The sequence below is a fragment of the Butyrivibrio sp. AE3006 genome (genome assembly GCF_000424165.1).
Taxonomy (GTDB): domain Bacteria; phylum Bacillota; class Clostridia; order Lachnospirales; family Lachnospiraceae; genus Butyrivibrio.
The window spans coordinates 39,093-60,586 of sequence record NZ_AUJJ01000017.1 but is presented as its reverse complement, the minus strand read 5'-3'; the positions used below and the strand labels follow the sequence as shown (position 1 = coordinate 60,586).

Below are 21,494 nucleotides of genomic sequence, written 5' to 3'. Positions count from 1 at the left end.
ATTTACGTTTGAAATTAGATTCATCTATGCTATTATTTTCAATGTATGAAAAAATCTTATAGTTGTTTAAGCTTAAGTCGTTCTTAAGCGGACAGGAGTGTATTATGAAATTCTTTTTGGATACTGCTAATGTAGAAGACATCAAGAAAGCCAACGATATGGGCGTTATTTGCGGTGTTACCACAAACCCTTCCCTTATCGCAAAGGAAGGCAGAGATTTCAAGCAGGTAGTTGCTGAGATCGCATCTATCGTTGACGGACCTATCAGTGGTGAGGTTAAGGCTACAACAGTTGATGCTGAGGGCATGATTGCTGAGGGACGTGAGATTGCTAAGATTCACCCTAACATGGTTGTTAAGATTCCTATGACAGAGGAAGGTCTTAAGGCTTGCCACACACTTTCAGCTGAGGGCATCAAGATCAATATGACTCTTATTTTCACAGCTAACCAGGCACTTCTTGCTGCAAGAGCAGGCGCTGCTTTCGTAAGTCCTTTCCTTGGAAGACTTGATGATATCAGCACAAGAGGTACAGACCTTATTTCTGAGGTTGCTCAGATCTTTGACTTACACGGTATTGATACAGAGATCATCGCTGCTTCAGTTCGTCATCCTATGCACGTAACAGACTGTGCACTTGCAGGTGCTCACATTGCTACAGTTCCTTATGCTGTAATCGCACAGATGGTTAATCACCCTCTTACAACAGCAGGAATTGAAAAGTTCCAGAAGGATTACAAAGCCGTTTTCGGTGAATAATATAAAGTGATTCAGGGCTGCCTTTTTTAGGCAGCCTTTTTTCTTAAAATTCTATAATTTTTCTATAACATTTCGGATTTTTTATAGTTTTATATTTTGTATTTTGATAACATTAATTAGTAATATGAATAAAGGACCAGGCAGGTATCGACGTGGAAAAAGATACTAACAAGTGGTTGATCACAGACCTATACCTAAAAGATTCACTAATCAATGCTATTAACGAAAAAGCAGAAAATGGTGATTTTGCTGCTTCTTTTTGCTGTGTATTTTTCAGTATTAAAGGTTTTGATTCATATTACATGAGAAATGGCTTTGACGAAGGGTATGAAGTTCTGCTCTTTGTGGCTAATAAGATAAAGAATTGCTTCCCCGTTGATCTAGTCGGGAAATTCGAGGACGATCAGTTCGTTGTTTTCACAGATATAGATGATATAGAGCGCTTCATTAAGAAGATTCGAATGGATTTTGATGAAGTATATATTCATACCGGAATGGAAATAAAAGCCGGTATATATGCTATCAATCCCGATGACAGAAACGGTCTCGAAATAGTGGAGAACGCAAAGATTGCATGTGATCTTTGTGAAAAGAACGAATCCGAAATTTCAATTTTTGACAAAAATGATGTGGATGAGAAAATCCTTATGCAGCACTATGTTGTGCACCATTTGGAGGATGCTCTTAAAAACGGAGAAATAGTGGTTTACTATCAGCCCATATTCCACACATTATCAGGAAAAGTATGCGGTTTGGAAGCACTTGCCAGGTGGAAAAACGATGAGTATGGATTCCTTTTGCCTTACGATTTTGTACCAGTTCTTGAGAATGCAAGAAAGATTCATTTACTTGATGAATATGTTATAAGACAGGTATGTAAGGATCAGAGAACTGTTATCGACAGAGGAATGGAGCCGGTTCCTGTTTCGATTAATCTCACAAAACTCGATTTTCTCCTTATAGATGTACTGGAACTGTTTAAGGAGGAACTGGAGAAAAATAATCTGACAAATGACCTGATCCAGATTGAGATAAGTGAAGCTGAAATAACCAGAGACAAAAAGGGCATACAGAAAGAACTGGAAAAATTTAAAGAAAATGGTTTCCACATAGTATTTGATGATTTCGGAAGTGAGTATTCTGCGCTTCAGGCTATCAGAGATATGCCTTTTGATACCATCAAGATTAATAGTAATTTCCTTTCCGGATTCAATAATGACCTGACATCAAGAATTATTCTGAAAAACATCCTTAATCTTTCGAAGGAGCTTGGCATGACCACAATGATGGGCGCCGTTGAGGATGAGGAGGTTTTGGAGTTCCTTAAGCAGACCGGCTGCGAGAAGACCCAGGGACATCTTTATTCAGAAGCAAAGCCTATAGATTATTACGATGAGGGTATTTATCCATACGAATATGAGACCTTTGAAGAGAGAGATTTTTATCGTGAAATCGGTAAAGTTAATATTCTTTCTCAGACACCCATTGAGAACAGAAATTCTAATCATGAGGACGAATTTACATATCTGAATCAGCTTCCGCTTGCTATTATGGTATTTAACGGAAGGAAGTTCAGGATACTGATGACCAGTCGCGGCTTTGACGAGGTCATTTCAGACATGTTTATTGATGGTCTTTATAATGTTGAAATGGTATTTAACGACAAGCTAAATCCATTCTCAAAGCAGCTACGAGATCTTGCCCGTAATTCATCTAAAGATGATGAAATCCATGCTATGGAATTTGTTACAGGCAAAGGTTTCCACAGGATTATGCTCAGAAAAATCATTGATGACAGCGTAGGCAAAGCTGCCTTGATTGCAACAATTGAGACTTTGACGAAAAATGATCCTGAGACCAGAGCGGCAAAGCTTAACAATTCTCTGAGATTTTTGTATCCGTTATATACGAGAATTGCAAGAACGCAGATAGATACGGATGAATTCGATATAATCTATGAGAATAAGACAAAATATGGTGTTTCTCTGTCTGATTGTAAATACTCAGAGGCAATTGTAAAGTTTGCCAATGAAGCCATTTACAATGAAGACAGAACCGCCTTTATTTCATTTTTCGATTGCAGTACACTCGATGAACGACTTGCGGAATTTGGCACTGACCATTTGACGGATTACTTTAGAACAATAGATGTTAACGGAGAGTACAACTGGCTTATGTACCTCATAGTTCCTATTATTTCCGAAGGCAGCAAGATGTTTCTTATGTGCTCAAGAAGTATCGATGCAGAGCGTATGAGAAAGCTTCCTGAAATAAGTCAGAGTGGCAGTGAATATTATGATATGCCAAGTGATCCTATATACCTGCTTCTTGCCAGTGATGCCTTTACCGATACCCTTGGTTATGGATCCTTTGAACAGTTTATCAGGAATACGTTTTTCCTGGAGGCTTCTCTTACGGATGATCAGACTATATATATGCATCTTGGACAAAGCGGTCTTATCAGTGACTTTGGTGAAACCGGATATATCTCACTTCCTTTTGGTGAAGTGATAAAAAGCATGGTATTTTCACAGGTCATTGAAGAAGACAGGGATAAGATGTACGAGTTCTATGACAAGGACAGACTTATTGCCGAGTATGAGAAAGGTAATATTTCAGGAAAAATCGTATATCTCCAGAGAACCGGTGCAAGTGATAAGCCAAGATATCAGAACGCCTGCTACCAGATCAGGAAAAATCGTGATGGTGACAATATTCATGTATATATCCTCACTTATGACGTTGATGAGTTTAAGCGCACCAATGAGACCATCAGAAATCTTGCGGAGAGGGATGTTCTCACAGGACTGTTCAACAGAATGACCATAACAAGGGTAGTTGAGGATATCATGAACGATCCTGAAACGCAGAATTTCGCAATGGTGCTTCTTGATCTTGATTTCTTCAAACAGTTTAATGATAACTACGGACATGACTGTGGTGATAAGGTCCTTCAGGATGCTTCTGAGAGAATGAAGAAGTACATGGGAGATGACAGCTATCCTGCACGAATAGGCGGAGATGAGTTCATGGTAATAATAAGGAATAAAACTCAGCCTGAAGTTGATAAAATTCTAAGTGATTTTTCTACAATGGATAAATCATTTGAATACAAAGGACAAAAAGTGACGTATACTATGTCTATAGGATATGCTCTTTGTCCTGATGATGGTACTAATTATAACTCGTTATATCAGAATGCCGATAAGGCACTCTACAAAGTTAAGGAAAGCGGCAGAAACAACTACGGACAGTATATTAAGTCAGAACAAAAGGAGGATAAGTAATGGGAGATACTTATAACATTTGCCTTGATATTGGGGGAACTAAGATACTTGGCGCGATTTTCAATGAAAAGAAAGAAATCGTGTATCGCCTTAAAAAGAAGACTAAGGAAATGGGCGATGATGTAAATAATATCGAGAAAGTCATCATAAGTGTCGTTAACGACATGATCAAGGATTCTGATATTAAGAAGTCCAAGATTAAGGCAATAGCAGCAGGCGCTCCGGGTGTAATCGATCAGGGTGCAGGTATCGTCCTTACATCCCCTAATCTTCCATGGCAGAATTATGACATCAAATCTTCCATAGAGAAAGAAGTAGGAATTCCTTTTTATATCGGAAATGATGTTAATGTGGGCGTTCTTGGTGAGTACAAGTACGGCGTTGCCAAGGGTTATAAGAACGTAGTCGGTTTCTTTGTAGGAACAGGCATGGGCGGCGGACTTATCCTTGATGGCAAGCTTTTTACAGGAAATAAGTATAAGGCTGCTGAGTACGGACACATGATCCTTGATCCCGAGGGACCTCTTTGCGGATGCGGTCAGAGGGGCTGTCTTGAAGCATTTTCAAGTAAAAAGGGCATGAGTGCCTATATCATGCAGCAGACAAACAGAGGCAGAAAGAACATGCTGGCAGACACCATAGAAAATGGCGTATTTAAGAGTAAGAATCTGAAAAAAGCCATTGCAGCAGGAGACCCCGTTACTCTTGAAGCTGTTGACAGAGCATGCCATTATCTTGCAATTGCAACAGGCAATATGATAAATACCATAAGCCCTGACATCGTGGTTTACGGCGGTGGTGTAATGGAAGCTGTTGGAGATTTCTTCATGGAGAAGATCTTAGCAGAGGTAGATCGTTACTGCATGCCTTCCATCAGAAACACTGTAGAGCTTAAAAAAGCCGCTCTTGGTGATGATTCAAATATCTACGGCGCTCTTGCCATGATAGAGGATAATTAACTACAGCTTTTAATGCCAAAAATGTTGAAAAAACAATACTAATGGCCAAGTGATATAGAATAAATGAATATTTAGAGATAAAATAACCTTGCAAATACTTTAATATTTGGGAGGTTATTTTTTTATGAAGATCGGTCTTATCAATGAGAACAGTCAGGCTGCTAAAAACCAGGTTATATATAACGCACTTAAGAAGGTGGCTGACGGCTACGGCTTTGAGGTTTTTAATTACGGTATGTATTCTGCAGAGGATGAAGCTCAGCTCACTTATGTACAGAATGGTATTCTTGCAGCAGTTTTGCTTAATTCAGGCGCTGTTGATTATGTGATCACAGGATGCGGCACAGGTGAAGGTGCAATGCTTGCACTTAACAGCTTTCCCGGCGTTATCTGCGGACATGTAGAAGATGCCCTTGATGCTTACACCTTTGCACAGATAAATGACGGCAATGCTATTTCACTTCCTTTTGCTAAGGGTTATGGATGGGGCGGAGACCTCAATCTTGAGTATATTTTCGAGAAGCTTTTCTGCGAGCCCAGCGGCCAGGGATATCCCAGAGAAAGAGCTGTTCCGGAGCAGAGAAATAAGAAGATTCTTGATGAAGTTAAGAAGGTGACTTATGTTCAGGATCTTACTGAGATTCTTTCAAAGCTTGATCAGGACCTTGTTAAGGGTGCTCTTTCAGGCGAACATTTCCTGGAGTACTTTAATGCTAACGCAAAGGATGATAAAATTAAAAAGTACGTTAACGAGCTTATGAAATAATAATATTTCCTGAAAACAAAGCCTCGCAGATGCTTGCGCCAAAGCGTACATTTGTGGGGCTTTTTCTTTGCGAAAAATGGGAGTAAAAATGAAAGATTTATTGGAATTAAGAAGAAAAAGCGAAGAAGACTTGGCTGTAACCTATGGTTTATATGAGCTTGAGTTTTCTGATGAAAGAAATGATGCTTTGGCACAGGAACTTAGAGATGCTATGGAAAAAGCATTTGATCAGCAGGACGAGGATGGAAGCGTAGAATATGATCTTTGTGCCACATCTGTTTTTGCTGCTAATATGTGCATAGCATCACGTGCTCTTGATGAGTATGATCCGATTTTTGCAAGGGACTGTATTCATGCAGCCCTCGATTCCGGTCAGTTTCTTATGGCTGCATTAGATAAGCTTGGGCTACTTAGAGGAAAAGATACAGAGGGCGTAACTACAGAAGATAAGCAGGCTATAGTATTTGCTTTTTCAGAGCTTATGAGAACCGACATTGAGATTAGAAATGCTTATGACCATTCCATGATGGCTGGAATGCCCCAGAAGATGAGCAGACAGAAAAAGTATAAGCTTATCACAGATTTTCTTAGTAATGACGAGCTTTATGGTGAGCTGTCTGATATGCTGGTTCTTACTGCAATAGCGGTATTGCTTGATGAAGAGGATAATGCCACTTCGAAAACAAGGAAAACTATCATGGATAAGTTGTCCTATTTTGCTGATAGCACTATTGATGGTGAGCTTTTGGAAGATGATAAGGGGCTTTATATGCTTTCCTATAGGACTATAATTGATGCACTTAATATGGTTTTGCAGAAGGATAAGGAAAAAAGAGAAGGCGGAGATTCCAATCTGATAAAAGTTATCGAATACAATGTTATCGATAACAGAAAGCATATGTCTGATGAAGAGATAAAAGAGATTCAGGACAGAATTACAAAATATGAAAATAAGCTAAAGAGTTTTGAATGATTTTTATGTTTTTTTAATGAGGCCAAAGCTACATAAAAGGGCTATTTCACTTGATAAATAAGCGGTTTATCAGTATACTACTTTGTGGAAACAGTTAAATTGCAAATTTAATATAATTTATTATTTATATGGAGGCATAAAATATGCAGGGTTCTAAACCAACAGTTTTACTTATTATGGACGGATTCGGAATTAACGACAATCCGGAAGGCAACGCCATTGCAATGGCTAATACACCGGTTCTTGACGGCCTTATGAAGGATTATCCTTGTGTAAGAGGTAACGCCAGCGGACTTGCAGTAGGTCTTCCTGATGGTCAGATGGGTAACTCCGAAGTAGGTCATATGAATATGGGTGCTGGACGCATCGTTTATCAGGAGCTTACAAGAATCACAAAGTCTATCGAGGATGGCGATTTCTTCACAAACGAAGGACTTATGGCAGCAATCGATAACTGCAAGAAAAATGATTCAGCTCTTCACATGTACGGTCTTGTAAGTGATGGTGGTGTACACAGCCACATTACACATATCTATGGACTTCTTGAGCTTGCTAAGAGAAACGGCCTTTCAAAGGTATATGTTCACTGCTTCCTTGATGGACGTGACACACCTCCGGAATCTGGTATCGATTTCGTTCAGCAGCTCGAGGATAAGATGAAGGAGCTTGGCGTTGGCGAAGTAGCTTCTATTTCCGGAAGATACTATGCAATGGACAGAGATAACAACTATGATCGTGTGAAGATCGCTTATGATGCACTTACAAAGGGTGAGGGCAACAAGGCTGACAGCGCACACGAGTGCATGGTTCAGACATACAAAGATGGCAAGACAGATGAGTTCGTTATTCCTACAGTTATCATGAAGGATGGCGCTCCTGTTGCTACAATCAAGGACAATGATTCAATCATTTTCTTCAACTTCCGTCCTGACAGAGCAAGAGAGATCACTCACTGCTTCTGTGATGATGAATTTGATAAGTTCGACAGAGGAGCACGCATCAAGACTACTTATGTATGCTTCACAGATTATGATCCGCTTATCCCTAACAAGGAGATCGCATTCAAGAAGGTTCTTCTTACAAATACCTTCGGTGAGTGGCTTGCAGCTAAGGGCATGAAGCAGGCTCGTATCGCTGAGACAGAGAAATATGCTCACGTTACATTTTTCTTCAACGGTGGTGTTGAGGAACCCAACGAAGGCGAGGACAGAATCCTTGTAAACAGTCCTAAGGATGTTGCAACATATGATCTTAAGCCTCAGATGAGCGCACCTGAAGTTTGCGAGAAGGTTCTTGAAGCTATTAACTCAGATAAATATGATGTTGTAGTTACCAACTTCGCTAATCCTGACATGGTTGGTCATACAGGTGTTATTCCTGCAGCAGTTAAGGCTGTTGAGACAGTTGATGAGTGCGTTGGTAAGATCGTAGAAGCAGTTAAGGCTAAGAACGGAACAATGTTCATCTGCGCTGATCACGGTAATGCAGATATGATGATCGATTATGCGACAGGCGAGCCTTGGACAGCTCATACAACCAATCCTGTTCCTTTCATACTGGTTAACTATGATCCTGCTTATACTCTTAAGGAGAATGGCTGCCTTGCAGATATCATTCCTACACTTATTGAGTGCATGGGTTATGAGAAGCCTGCTGAGATGACAGGAGAATCACTTCTTATCAAAAAATAAAACGTAATAAAAATTAAGGCGTGTGAAACAGACAACTGTGTGGATTTTCCGCACAGTTGTTTTTTCACTGCATGTATGGGGATTAGGTATGAAAAAAACAATAAGCTGCCTTTTAGCAGCGGTGATATTTTCTGTTGCTCTTGGGTGCTGCGGCACGAGGACAGATAATATTGATGATCAGAATTCCGGGGAAGTAACTGGTGATGCTACGAATTCTGATAACACAGATGGTGCTAGTGATGAAGATAGCGTAAATGAAGGCGAAGGGGAGACCTCTATGAATAAAGAACCGGACAGAAATATTAAAGTGTCTCTGGAAGAACATTCTGTTTTCAATGATACCAATGAAGACGGATATGGAGAATTTCAGGGCTTTGGTACATCCCTTTGCTGGTGGGCCAACAGATTAGGCTACAGTGAAAAGCTGACAGACGCTGCTGCAAAGGCTTTCTTTAATAAGGACGAAGGCCTTGGAATGTGTATCGGAAGATATAATGTGGGAGGCGGAGATAATGTCGCTGAAGACGGCAAAGTATTTACTGCTGAGAATGTGGATATTGATGTTCCCCACAAGACTCATATAAAACGTTCTGATTCTGTGGTTCCGGGATATGCTGTTGATGTGACCAAAATCGACACATCAGAGCATGACATTTCATATTACGAAGAGAATTTCGACAGAGCCTTTGAGGATTGCGGCTATGCCTGGAATTATAACTGGGACGCCGATGTTAATCAGATGAATGTGTTAAAGGCAGCCCTTAGGGAAGCTGGAGATGAGTTTATTGCAGAAGCTTTTTCCAACTCTCCTCCGTATTTCATGACAGTGAGCGGCTGTACTTCGGGCGGATTTAATCCTTCTGAGGACAATCTTAGAGAGGATTCAATTGAAGCCTTTGGCGCATACATGGCAGATGTCATTGAGCACTGGAAAAATGAAGGTGTTGTTACTTTTCAAAGTGTAAGTCCAATGAACGAGCCAACCACAAGCTACTGGGAGTGCTATAGCCCAAAGCAGGAGGGTTGCCATATAAGCTCCGGCGATATGCAGTCTGAAGTTTTGGTTGCATTAAAGGATGAGCTTGATGAAAAAGGTATAGATATCATAATCAGCGGAACAGATGAGACCAGCATTGATTCGGCAATTCAGGCTTATAATGCATTATCTGATGATGCAAAAAGTGTTGTTTCAAGAATAGATACTCACAGCTATACAGGCAGTGAGAGAAAACAGCTCCGAAAGCTTGCCGAAAGTGAAGGTAAAAACCTGTGGATGAGCGAAGTGGACGGTGATTTCGTAGCTGGTAAAAATGCCGGGGAAATGGCTTCGGGTCTTGGCTTATCCAAATGGCTTAAAACTGATATAAATGAGCTTTTACCTGCAGCCTGGATTCTCTGGGATGCCGTTGATGTGCATATAGATGAGACTAACCCTTATGACTGGCATACAAGAGACCACTGCTTTGGAGACCTTGATCTTGAAGGTGGCAACAGCCTTTGGGGAATCGCCATCGGAGATCACAATGAAGAGGAGCTGATCCTTACAAAGAAATATTATGCACTTGGTCAGTACACAAGATATATAAGGCCCGGCTTCTGCATACTTGCAGGGGATAACTTCACTGTATGTGCCTATGATCCTAAGGATAAAAAGCTTGTGATTGTGGCTACAAGCAATGCCAATAAGGATGAGCGCTGGGAGTTTGAGCTTACCGGATTCAAATCCACAGGAGTAAATGTAACTGCCATAAGGACCAGCGGAACTCTTGCAGATGGCGAAAACTGGGCTGATGTCACAGGTGATGCAGCCATAAGTGTAAACAGCGAAAATATGAGCTTTTCAGCAGATATTAAATCTCAATCTATCACTACTTTTATTGTTGATGGTGTTGATTAATCTGTGTTTTTATGGTAATTTATATTGGTATTTGTGAATTTGTTAGGAGGAAAATTTCGTGGCAGCTTTAAAGATTGTACTTTCTATTATATTTATACTTGATTGTGTAGCACTTGTAACACTTGTACTTGCTCAGGAAGGTAAGACACAGGGACTTGGTGCTATTCAGGGCTTTGCAGAGACAACTTACTGGGGCAAGAACAAAGGACGTTCCAGAGAGGGAATTCTCAAGAAGACAACTGTAGTTTTATCAGTACTTTTCGTAGTTCTTAGCGTAGTACTTAATATGCAGGTTTTCTAATTTAGTTGAATTGATTTTACGAAAGGCACTCTTTACAGAGTGCCTTTTTCATCTTATAAGAAATGCTTTGTGTTTCGATAACAGGAGATTTAATGTCTAAGAGGAAAATAGCAGCGAAGAAACAGAATATAACGGGAACCTTTATCTCAAATTCAAGGGGCTTTGGCTTTGTAGAGGTTGAGGACAGAGTTGATGATATTTTTATTCCCGAGGAGTATACAGGCACTGCATTTCAGGGTGATACCGTTGAAGTAGAGATTATCAGTACTGCCGCTCAGAGTGGCGGTAATCGCGATGAGGGAAGGATTGTTAATATCCTTGTTCGCGCTATTGATAAGATTGTTGGTACTTATCAGGATGGTCATACCTACGGATTCGTAATTCCTGATAACCTTAGATTTACTCAGGATGTTTTCATTCTTAAGGAGCATAGCAAGGGTGCTGTATCCGGTGATAAGGTCGTTGTTACCATGACCGATTACGGCGATCCCATAAAGGGCAGAAAGCCTGAGGGAAGAGTGTCGTCTATTATTGGTAATATAAATGATCCGGGCGTGGATATTTTATCTATAGTTGAGAGTTTTGATATACCCAGCGTTTTCCCTGAGAAAGTTATGAACCAGGCCGAGAAGGTAAAGGACCATATCATCGAAGCTGATATGGATGGAAGACTTGACCTTAGGGATACTGTGATGGTGACTATTGACGGCGAAGATGCCAAGGACCTTGATGATGCGGTATCACTTACTGTATCTGATGGAATATATCATCTTGGTGTCCATATAGCTGATGTTACCAATTATGTACAGGAAGGCTCTGCTCTTGACAGAGAGGCCTTCAGGCGTGGTACCAGTGTGTATCTGGTAGACAGGGTTATTCCCATGCTGCCCCATAGACTTAGTAACGGGATATGCAGTCTTAATCACGGCGAAGACAGACTTGCTCTTAGCTGCCTTATGGATATTGACTGCAACGGTGCTGTTATTTCACATCAGATAGCTGAGACGGTTATCAATGTAAATGAGAGAATGTCATATACTTCAGTTGCTGCAATTTTGGAGGATGAGGATCCTGAGCAGATAGACAGATACAAGGATCTCGTCCCTATGTTTAAGGAGATGGCAGAGCTTTCCGAGATTTTGAAGAAAAAGAGAAGAAGCCGCGGTGCCATAGATTTTGATTTTCCTGAAGCAAAGATTCTTCTTGATAAGGATGGCAATCCCACTGAAATCAAGGTGAGGGAGTCCAATACGGCTACTACCATGATAGAGAGCTTTATGCTTGCTGCAAATGAGACAGTTGCTGAGCATTTTTATTGGATGCAGGCACCCTTTGTTTACAGAGTCCATGAACAGCCTGATATGGAAAAGATAGCTAATCTTAATTCCTTTATAAGTAACCTGGGATATCATCTTAGATTTAAGTCTGACTCCATACAGCCCGCAGAGATTCAAAAGCTTCTTACCAAGATAGAGGGCACAGAGGAAGAGCCTGTAATCAGCAGAATTGCTCTACGTAGTATGATGCAGGCAAAATACAGTACAGAATGTCTTGGACATTACGGTCTTGCATGCACATATTATTGCCACTTTACATCGCCCATAAGAAGATATCCTGATCTTCAGATCCATAGAATTATTAAGGATTACTTAAGGGGCAGGATGAAGGATGAAAAGCTTGCTCACTATCAGGGAATACTTGAGGAGGTTGCAAAGCATTCCTCCGACACTGAGAGAAGAGCTGAGGAAGCTGAGCGCGAGACAGATAAGCTTAAAAAGGCTCAGTTTATGGAATCTCATATAGGAGAGACCTTTGAAGGAACTGTGTCAGGTGTTACAGGATGGGGAATGTTTGTAGAGCTTCCCAATACCTGCGAAGGCCTTGTTCCTGCATCGTCAATGGAGGATGATTTCTATATCTATGACGAGAATAATTTTTGTCTTGTGGGTGAGAGAACAGGCAGGACCTATAAGCTTGGTCAGACTGTAAAGGTTAAGGTTTTTGATACTGACAGGCTCAGTAAGACCATTGATTTCAGGCTTGTTTCGGATGTGGAAGATGATGAAGCATACGATCCTTTCACGGATGATGATTATGAAGAGGACTACTACGAGGAGGATGAGAATGGCCGAATCCGCCTTGTAAAAGGAAAGTCTAAGAGATCAAAGGCAGATAAGAAAAGAAAGTCTTTAAAATCTGATAGACCTGAGAAAAAGACTCCTGCTAAGCTTCGTGCCGCAAAGGTATCAAGGCTTGCACTTGAAGCTGAGGATGTAGATGCAGACAGAGCTTCCAAGGCAGAGCGTAAGAAGAAATCCAAGTCTAAAGCAGAATCTAAGAAGAAAGCTGATTCCAAGGTGAAGGGTAAATCCAAGAAAGGAATTAAAGCCAAGGAAGAAGCAGGCTCTAAGGGCCGCAAGGTTTATAAGGTACATAAGTATAAAAAGTCCGCTACCTCCAAGGCTGCCAGATCAGCTCAGGGCAAGCGGAAAAAGAAATGATGAACTACAGGGTTATGTACATAATGGATTATTCCCTGTAATATTAAATAAAAAACAGGTTGGTTAGGCTACATGGCAGAAGATAGTATTAAATTAATAGCAAATAATAAGAAAGCTTTTCATGAGTATTTCATAGAGGAAAAATATGAAGCAGGTATTTCACTTGCAGGAACTGAGGTTAAATCTCTTCGACAGGGCAAGTGCAGTATTAAGGAAGCCTGGGTCAGCATCGATAAGGGTGAAGCTTATATCTGCGGCATGAATATCAGCCCTTACGAGAAGGGGAATATTTTCAACAAGGATCCTCTCAGAGTAAGAAAGCTCCTTCTTCATAAAACAGAGATCAGGAAGCTTGATCAGGCATCACAGGCTCAGGGCTATACTCTTGTACCTCTTGAAGTGTATTTTAAGCGTGGAAAAGTGAAGGTCCAGATCGGTCTTGCCAAAGGTAAGAAGCTCTACGATAAGAGAGATGTGGCTGCCAAGAAGGATCAGCAGAGAGAGGCTATGAGAGATTATAAGGTGAGCCTCAGATAGTATCACCTTTATCAGATTTAAAACACATAAGTCCCATCAGCAGCATATTTGAATAGACAACAGGCAGAGCGTATCTGCCGCCGTTATTCATATAGGTAGGCCCGGCGAGACAAATGAGTATGGTTAAGATAGACGGAATCAGCAGTAAGAACTGCTTTCCGTCTTTTCTTTTTATGCTGCAAAAGAAAAGGCAGATTGGAATCCAGCACTGTATCGCAATATTTACAAAAGGGAATACTAATGGCAGATTCTCAATCACTCTGATAAATAGCTTGAATTTGGGTTTAAAGCCTGTTAGCATGGCTGGCTCTGAGAATGTAACATCCTTGTCGTTCCAAAGCATGGAATATACGCCTGATGTGGCATCGGGAGTACCCATTCTGGCATCAGGATAGTAGAAGCCTATACCTGTTGAGATGAAGGCATCAAAGTAGCTGTCAGGATATTTGAAAAATAACGAGAACCAGGAACCAAGATATTTTGACAGAGCATCACCTTCAGCGTGATAGGTCTTTTTTACAGGGTCAGATAAAAAGGCCTCATAGTCTGATAGAAGAACGTCGTAGTCAAGAACTGCTGAGATTTTCTCTATATCTTCTGATGAAAGCTCGTCGCTGTGCATGGACACAACTCTTGCTGTCTGCTGAAAAGGAACAGAAAGAGCCTCAGCTTCAGAGCCTTTCTTGATCCCAAGGGCAGGCAAAAAAGCCGCGGAATATATAAAGTAAAATACTGCAGCAAGGGTAAGAGGGATGATTAGCATGGATTTTTTCTTGATTAGTCCGATTATCGCAAAGATTATACAGCCGCCAATAAGATAGATTCCGTTGTTTCTAAAGATAGTTACCGCGAAGGATATAAAGAATAAAGCTATTAGCTGCTTTTTGTTTTCTCCAAGATATATGAGTCTTGCAAGGATGCATAAATAAAGAACAACGAAGCAGGTAAATAAAGTGTCCTTAACTACAGAAGTTATGTATCCGGGGTAAATCGGAACAACTGCAAAAACTACCGTGCTGATGATGATCCAGATAGAGGGTACATTTAGTTTTTTTAGAGTATCAGTGCAATAAGCAAATATAAGCGCTCCAATAAGAGACTGCACCAGAACCATTACGAAAATGCCAAGGTTAGTACTGCCAAAGATTTTATCTCCAATGAATACGAATATACCCATGAATGCTGTGGATGCAGGCGGCCAGTGAGCTGTTACATTACCTGCCATGAATCTGGCAATCTGATGATAACCGTCATACTCAAAGCCTGCAGGGAATCTGAGAAGGATATAAGGCAACCAGCATAAGAAGTAGAGAATAGTACAGTTTCTGAATGTGTGATCAAAGAATTTTGGCAATGCTTTACCTTTTGAAGCAGCGCAGATAAAGGAAAACAGGCGCTTTAAATACCTAAATGCAGTAAGCATCAAAAAGTAACTACCTATATAATACACTGCTGCAAAGAGAATGAATCTTGAACTATACATATTTTCAAAAAATGAATCTGTAGTGATTATAGAAAATCCCTCTGTCATAAAGAGTGCGAAGATGAGGGATGAGATCCTGTCGCAGATATTGGCTTCTGAAGCGTCAAACGACACTAATACTCCCAGACATACACAGAAGAATACTGCCATAGTCTGAACTGAGTATGGGAAAAGAAGCTGAAGTGCATCCGCAAATGAGAAGTATTCCATATTAAGAAGCTCAGCAAAGAGATTGGAATTCTGAGCCTGGAAAAACATGAATATGAAAAGAGCCTCAATAAGCCCTGTGATAACTGTTTTCTTATTCAAATGCTTTATAATTGAAAAAGTGGATCCTGCTTCGATATTTGTATTCACTGATTTCACCCTGAATAATATTATGATTATGTCAAATTGCTTTGATAGAATTAAGCATAAACTAAGCGGTTTTGACTAAAAAATTATAGCATATTTTATACCACAGGTTCAGTTGATTTTCTGAGAATAAGCCGATATAATAGGCAGAGTAAATAGAACATTTACAATTAAATAAGGGTTAGTAAAGGTTTCGACAGGGATTCTGAAGCTGGAGAAGCTGTCCGCAGGATGGTGCGTTAAACCTCAAACTTAAATATAAACGCTGAAGATAATTTAGCACTCGCTGCCTAAGTGCAGCGCGTAGGCCTGAGTGCACCTGCACATTCAGTAACCTGCGTCGACTTTGCAGGAAACGACATAGCTTAAGCTTTGCGGTTATGGTCGTATCATGAAGCTACCGAACTTCTTAGGGTGTGAATTTCCGGTGAAGTAAGGGAATCGGGCTTGCCCACAATAATTCACTACGACAGTAGAAGGACAGGGGACGGGTTTTTGGACAGGGGTTCGACTCCCCTCTAATCCACTAAAAAAGAGGACGCAAGTCCTCTTTTTTGTAGGATTAGAGAGGGAGTCGAACGACGAGACCACTGAGCAAAGCTCAGTGAGAAAGCGCCAGTGGCGCTTTCGTGTCGAAGACCGGCCCGAAAGGCGGCTAAGCCGCCGGTGGGACTCCCCTCTAATCCACTAAAAAAGAGGACGCAAGTCCTCTTTTTTGTTGGAGCAGAGAGGGACTCCTCTCTAATCCACTATACCGTGTATTGACGAACACCTGTCCATAAAGGTGTTCAAAACACGAATGTACCTAATTTGTGGCTTTCGTAACCCATTTGAAGCGGAGTCCGAAAAATGGCAGAATTCATATCAGCTATCGATCGGAGGCGTCAGAAAGTGGGTTAAGAGGTCATATGGGCTTGATATCAGCAAATCAAGTGTTTGTTCCGTAAGAAACAAATGTGGGGCTGATAAGCTTGAAATAGGTGCTGGAAAGATAGTTTCTAAACTGAAGAGTAAAAAGGAACTGGCAGTATTAAAAGCTTTTATGGCTTTAGGATTTATAGCGAATACAGAAGAGTAGAGGAATTGTTTCCCCTGCTCTTTTTAATTTGTAAAAAATATCCCCACGAAACATGAGATTATCATGTCTATGGGGATATTGTATGAAATACCATTATTTATAGGATTCGACTTGCTTCACAGTGACTATTTAACATGTATTCATGAAGTAGGCGTACTGTTAGACTGAAAATATCGAGATAGCGTGCTGCTTTTCCGGTTTCAGGATCCATAAACAATAAATTGAGACGGGACACTACTGCGAAAAGCTTATCGTATTCGTCATCGCCTCATTGATATCAGATGAATTAAAGATAAGTATCGAATCAGCGAATATATCAGCGAATTCTGATGAAAAATCAGCGAATAAATCAGCGAATTCAAATAAGGAGTCAGCGGATAAAATGGACGCTCTTACTAAGCGCCAGTGACAAATCCTAACAATAATGGAGGATGGCAGAGAATATACTACGGAGGCTATTGCCGGAATCATTGGATTAAAAGGTCCAAGAACAAGACAGTTAATGAATGAACTCGTTGAGCTCGGTAAGGTAGAGAGTCTTGGAACAACAAAAGATCGTAGGTATCGAAAAAAATAGGTATTTCGATGTGATCAAAAAAATATGTTTTACATGAATATGGAAATGCGGCCGGCTCCACTAAAAAAGAGGACGCAAGTCCTCTTTTTGTTGGAGAAGAGAGGGAGTCGAACGACGAGACCTCTGATCCGGTTTATCATTTCTTATCTGTTTTAAATTTCTTGGATGATCCCCATTTTCCGTATCCTGCCTTATTTGCAACCCTTGCCTGTACGGTTATCTTTTTACCTTTGCCAACTTTAACTTTGAATGTGTTTGATGTACTGGTCTCAGTCTTCCATTTTTTACTACTGCCGACTTTGTATCGGATCTGATATTTAGTAGCATCCTTTACTTTCTTAACTGTAATCTTGGCTTTTGCACCCTTGACATTGGATATCCTTGAAACTGTTCCTTTATTAGGCTTTTTTACAGAAGAATCTTTTTTATCTGTATCCTTACCGTTTGATATCTTAAACTCAATAACAGCATTGGTTCTGAATTCGCCAACTAGACCTGTGCTTCCTGATGGTGGGTATTCCCAATACATTAGGCTTACAGGGACAGATATGGTACCATCGTGATTATCGGTAACCGGAACTTTTGCTGTATCCGATGCCGAAGGGCTATTGTCAAACATCTCTATCATTACAGCTGAACTCGGATCATGTTCTGATGCATAGGGAACGGTAAGTGTCCCTGTATATTTCTGGTTTTGATCCACATACCCAGGGGCAATACATCCGGCATGTAATGTATATCTGAAAGCTTCATCGTAGCCTGCATCCATGAGAGGATTTATGGAACCTTCATCAGTGAGTGTTTCAAGACGTACGTCAACAAAGAAATCTCCATTGTGGTCGGACATGTCAAAGGTGATTCCGTTTACTGTCAGAGAGGCAGTCTTGGTCGTTTCAACGAGGTTATTGCCCGGGAGCATAGGGATGCCGGTGATGGTATTTGTTGCAGCATGGGCAATACTGCCCGGAAATAGTGAAGCTGATATGGCCAGCCCCGTGATAACCGCCATTACTTTTTTGAAAATAAACATTCTAACCATATAGTAACCTCCTAAAAATATTCCATTGCATCAATTTGTAGATAGCTCAATTTTTATATCGACATTCTTTTTGAAAATTCTTATATGGAACAGGAATTTCATTTTGCAAATGTCAATATTGCTGTACTGCGCTTATCAGTGCGGAATATTAGGAACGTGTTAATTAAATTGGTTACATATAGTTATTTGCCTGTTAGGAAATAATTCCATGGGTTAAAAAATTGATTTTATAAATATTTATATTTGAGTGCGACGCCGTCAAGTGTCAGAAAATTTCTTGCATTTACATATCCTTGTGGTTAGAATGTATGCTAGGTACTAAATCTATTATTTTATAAAGGAGAAATGGTATGAAAGGTATGAAAATTTTTAAGGGAGCGCTTGCAGCTGTTCTTGCAGCTACATTCATAGTTAGTGGTAATCCTACAAGTACTATCGAAGCAAAGGCATCTTATGACGCTTTTGTTGACGATGGAGTTAAGGTTGAGGTAAGAGAAGTAACTCAGGCTCTTAACAAAAAAGGCAATGTTATGTACAAGGATACAGGCAAGGACGTAAGCAGGGATTACATCACACTGACTCCCGGCTTTTTCGCAAAGAATGTTCTTGAAGTAAAGATCAGCTCTGATGAGAAGAAGTATAAGATCAGAAACATAAACTGCTCAAGAAATCTTAAGTACAACAAGACAGCTACAATTTATGACTACAACAATGATTCAGTTACTTATCGTTTTTCTTTCTATCCTATGAAGGAGAAAAAGTATAACTTTAAGTTCACTGTAAACGGAAAAGAGTTCAAGGTTAAGTTCAATGCAACAACACCTGTAAAGAAGATTACTTTCGGTAACGAAACTCTTTCAACAAAGACAGGCATGCTTGGTAGCATGAACTCAGTTACTGATGCTGTTAAGGGTAAGGTTAAGGTTCAGATGAACAAGGGTTATTCTCTTGAGTCTATCCAGATCGGCAGATATAAGAACGTTACCGACAAGGATACCAAGAACGTTGAGCCTGTTTTATATTTTGAGAACTTCAAAAATGGTAAGAAATTAAAGCTCAGCGAATCAGTTCAGACTACCAGAGAAGAAGATAAAGATGGTGAGTATATCGAGAACAGCTTATACGCAACCACAATTATCAGAGTAAATTATGTAGTCAAAGGCACTAAGGGATACGTTGATTATTATCTTAACAAGATAGTTAACTACGATAACGACTAATCCGGATTGTAAGGGAAAAAATGAGTCCTAAGAAAATCAGAAAAGAAAGAATAGTAGTAAAGGTTGGAACCTCCACCATTACAAATGAAAATGGAGGTATCAACATCCATCAGATAGATCTCTTATGCCGTGCTCTTGCTGGCATCGAGAATCTTGGATATGACGTAGTTCTTGTTAGCTCCGGCGCTATTGCCGTCGGGGCTAATAAAATGCGCCTTTCTCAAAAGCCAAAGGATATGAGACTTAAGCAGGCTGCCGCATCTGTGGGACAGAGTGAGCTCATGCATCTCTATGATAAATTCTTTGGTGAATACGGAAGGCTTGTGGGACAGATCCTACTGGACAATGATGATGTGGAAAATAAGGATCGCAGAGTGAATCTTCAGAACACCTTTGATGCGCTCCTTGAGAATCACATTATTCCCATTGTAAATGAGAACGACTCTGTCAGCCATGCGGAGATTGAATCTGATCAGAAGCTGTTTTCAGATAATGATATGCTTTCTGCAATTGTTGCTGCGTTTTGCGGTGCATGCAAGCTTATAATCATGTCTGATATTGATGGCTTCTATGATAGTAACCCTTCAAAGAATCCTGATGCAAAGCTCATCAGCAGAGTTGAAGAGATAGATGAGAAAATCTATGCCCTTGCTGAGGGTGAAGGCTCCGGCTCCAACAGAGGAACCGGCGGAATGATAACTAAGCTCCAGGCAGCTGAGTATGCTACCAAGAGAGGTGTGGATGTTCTTATTACAAATGGTAAGAACACAGACAGTCTCTACGACATAATCAACAAGAAGCATGTAGGTACGCTTTTTGTAGCAAAGGAAAACTGATGTGATGGCAGTCACTATTGAAACTGAAAGACTCATTCTAAAAAAATGGACTGATTCTGACGCAGAAAAGCTATACGCCATGGCATGTGATCCTTTGGTGGGGGAAGGGGCCGGATGGCTTCCTCACTCAGATGTTGAGTATTCAAGAGCTATTATAAGATCTGTTCTGACCGCAGATGGTGAATTTGCCATAAGACTTAAGGATACTGAGGATCCAATCGGTAGTATGGGCTTTCGTATCGGCGATTCTCCCAAAAGAGGAATCGAAAATAAGGACGAAGCCGAGATTGGTTACTGGGTTGGCAGGGATTACTGGAACAGAGGTTTTGCCACAGAAGCTCTGACGGAACTTATCAGATATCTTTTTGAAGAGGTTGGTATCAGAAGAATCTGGTGCGGATACTTTGATGGAAATGTCAGATCAGAGCGTGTGATTACAAAATGCGGACTTAAATTTCATCACAGAAATGAGAATCGCTATAATTCAATGCTTAAGAAGAATTATAATGAGACCATGATGTGTATGAGCGCAGAAGAATATTTTGAAAATAAGAAAACTCTCAAGCGGATGTAATGCTTGAGAGTTTTTTAATAGAAGATTCTATGTTATTACTGAGCCAGGATGTTGTTATTGAACTTATCATAAATCTCTGAAAGATAAGTCTTAACCATCTCGATATTAGCCATCTTACGAAGCTCGCTATTGCCCATGGCGATTGCAATTTCATCAGCAAGAAGGAGCATGTCATAAATTGCAAGCTTGAATTCGTTTCTGCTCATCTCTGAAATGTTGATGTTCATAAGAGGAGCACCAAGCTTCATGGTAACATTCTCATCAGCGATACCTGTCATAACGATACTGGTGTCAGGATCAAAGTTTACATAAAGGATGAGCTTTTCTTTCTCGTGCTTCTTAAGAGTGATAGTAGTCTGGTGACTTGTCTCCATCCACTCGTAGAGATCAGCATCATCGGGGTGAAGAAGATAATTAGTAAGTTCTTCACGATGCTTCTCAACATACTGAAGATATTTGCTGGCATTAGGGCCTGTATAGGAAAGCTCCACCTTTAAACCATTGTCTGTCTTAAGAAGACGACATTTTGAAGCAACATCTTTGATTTTCAAAGTGGTCTCGGTATTGCCAATCTGTTTGAGAAGTCCGGTCTCAAGTTCCTGTCTGAATTCCATATAAAATCATTACCTCCATTTAGAAGTTTCATAATACATCTGTCTTTGA

General features: G+C 40.4%; 16 protein-coding genes, 1 other RNA gene and 1 pseudogene. 15 read left to right on the top strand and 3 right to left on the bottom strand.

Annotated elements, in window-relative coordinates; all coding sequences use genetic code 11:
• The first annotated feature begins 104 nt into the window (after window positions 1-104).
• The 10 genes and pseudogenes from fsa (at window position 105) to smpB (ending at window position 13,670) form a co-directional block, all read left to right on the top strand.
• A complete protein-coding gene (gene fsa, locus G603_RS0109425; protein WP_026494758.1) occupies window positions 105-758 on the top strand; it encodes a fructose-6-phosphate aldolase in 654 nt (217 codons plus the stop codon).
• 152 nt (window positions 759-910) lie between these two features.
• On the top strand, window positions 911-4,045 hold the full coding sequence (locus G603_RS0109420; protein WP_026670074.1) for a sensor domain-containing diguanylate cyclase: 3,135 nt from the start codon (window positions 911-913) through the stop codon (window positions 4,043-4,045).
• Entirely contained in the window at window positions 4,045-5,004 is a 960-nt protein-coding gene (locus tag G603_RS0109415; protein WP_026494756.1) for an ROK family protein, read from the top strand. Before G603_RS0109420 ends, G603_RS0109415 begins: the two co-directional genes overlap by 1 nt.
• Window positions 5,005-5,128: 124 nt before the next feature.
• A complete protein-coding gene (locus G603_RS0109410; protein ID WP_026670073.1) occupies window positions 5,129-5,770 on the top strand; it encodes an RpiB/LacA/LacB family sugar-phosphate isomerase in 642 nt (213 codons plus the stop codon).
• Between the two features lie 88 nt (window positions 5,771-5,858).
• Window positions 5,859-6,743 carry a hypothetical protein gene (locus G603_RS0109405; RefSeq protein ID WP_026670072.1) on the top strand — a complete coding sequence of 295 codons (885 nt, stop codon included), beginning with the start codon at window positions 5,859-5,861 and terminating at the stop codon, window positions 6,741-6,743.
• A gap of 143 nt (window positions 6,744-6,886) precedes the next feature.
• Window positions 6,887-8,434: a 2,3-bisphosphoglycerate-independent phosphoglycerate mutase gene (gene gpmI / locus G603_RS0109400; RefSeq protein ID WP_026670071.1), complete on the top strand. Its 1,548-nt coding sequence runs from the start codon at window positions 6,887-6,889 to the stop codon at window positions 8,432-8,434.
• 88 nt (window positions 8,435-8,522) lie between these two features.
• The gene (locus G603_RS19860; RefSeq protein WP_051207686.1) at window positions 8,523-10,331 is read left to right on the top strand and encodes a glycoside hydrolase; all 1,809 of its coding nucleotides are present in this window, start codon (window positions 8,523-8,525) and stop codon (window positions 10,329-10,331) included.
• A 58-nt stretch (window positions 10,332-10,389) separates the two neighbouring features.
• Window positions 10,390-10,632 (top strand): preprotein translocase subunit SecG, encoded by a 243-nt coding sequence (gene secG, locus G603_RS0109390; RefSeq protein WP_026494752.1) that lies wholly within the window; start codon window positions 10,390-10,392, stop codon window positions 10,630-10,632.
• Window positions 10,633-10,739: 107 nt separating this feature from the next.
• A pseudogene (gene rnr / locus G603_RS0109385) lies at window positions 10,740-12,707 on the top strand (ribonuclease R); the annotation flags it as partial.
• A gap of 498 nt (window positions 12,708-13,205) precedes the next feature.
• Window positions 13,206-13,670 (top strand): SsrA-binding protein SmpB, encoded by a 465-nt coding sequence (gene smpB / locus G603_RS0109380; protein ID WP_026525708.1) that lies wholly within the window; start codon window positions 13,206-13,208, stop codon window positions 13,668-13,670.
• Here smpB and G603_RS0109375 read toward each other — a convergent pair.
• On the bottom strand, window positions 13,663-15,510 hold the full coding sequence (locus G603_RS0109375; protein ID WP_026670069.1) for a DUF6020 family protein: 1,848 nt from the start codon (window positions 15,508-15,510) through the stop codon (window positions 13,663-13,665). The genes smpB and G603_RS0109375 overlap by 8 nt on opposite strands.
• Window positions 15,511-15,685: 175 nt before the next feature.
• Between G603_RS0109375 and ssrA the strand changes: the two genes are divergently transcribed.
• Both ssrA and G603_RS0109370 read left to right on the top strand, forming a co-directional pair.
• Window positions 15,686-16,036: a transfer-messenger RNA gene (ssrA, locus tag G603_RS21950) on the top strand.
• A 270-nt stretch (window positions 16,037-16,306) separates the two neighbouring features.
• On the top strand, window positions 16,307-16,585 hold the full coding sequence (locus G603_RS0109370; RefSeq protein ID WP_026670068.1) for a hypothetical protein: 279 nt from the start codon (window positions 16,307-16,309) through the stop codon (window positions 16,583-16,585).
• A 713-nt stretch (window positions 16,586-17,298) separates the two neighbouring features.
• Here the strand turns inward: G603_RS0109370 and G603_RS0109365 are convergent.
• A complete protein-coding gene (locus G603_RS0109365; protein ID WP_026670067.1) occupies window positions 17,299-18,201 on the bottom strand; it encodes a hypothetical protein in 903 nt (300 codons plus the stop codon).
• 350 nt (window positions 18,202-18,551) lie between these two features.
• Between G603_RS0109365 and G603_RS0109360 the strand changes: the two genes are divergently transcribed.
• The 3 genes from G603_RS0109360 to G603_RS0109350 are packed head-to-tail and all read left to right on the top strand — an operon-like array spanning window position 18,552 to window position 20,831.
• On the top strand, window positions 18,552-19,421 hold the full coding sequence (locus G603_RS0109360) for a hypothetical protein (RefSeq protein WP_026670066.1): 870 nt from the start codon (window positions 18,552-18,554) through the stop codon (window positions 19,419-19,421).
• 20 nt (window positions 19,422-19,441) lie between these two features.
• On the top strand, window positions 19,442-20,257 hold the full coding sequence (gene proB, locus G603_RS0109355; RefSeq protein ID WP_026670065.1) for a glutamate 5-kinase: 816 nt from the start codon (window positions 19,442-19,444) through the stop codon (window positions 20,255-20,257).
• A 4-nt stretch (window positions 20,258-20,261) separates the two neighbouring features.
• On the top strand, window positions 20,262-20,831 hold the full coding sequence (locus G603_RS0109350; protein ID WP_026670064.1) for a GNAT family N-acetyltransferase: 570 nt from the start codon (window positions 20,262-20,264) through the stop codon (window positions 20,829-20,831).
• A gap of 35 nt (window positions 20,832-20,866) precedes the next feature.
• Here G603_RS0109350 and G603_RS0109345 read toward each other — a convergent pair whose 3' ends face one another.
• Window positions 20,867-21,445 (bottom strand): hypothetical protein, encoded by a 579-nt coding sequence (locus G603_RS0109345; RefSeq protein WP_026670063.1) that lies wholly within the window; start codon window positions 21,443-21,445, stop codon window positions 20,867-20,869.
• Window positions 21,446-21,494 lie beyond the last annotated feature (49 nt).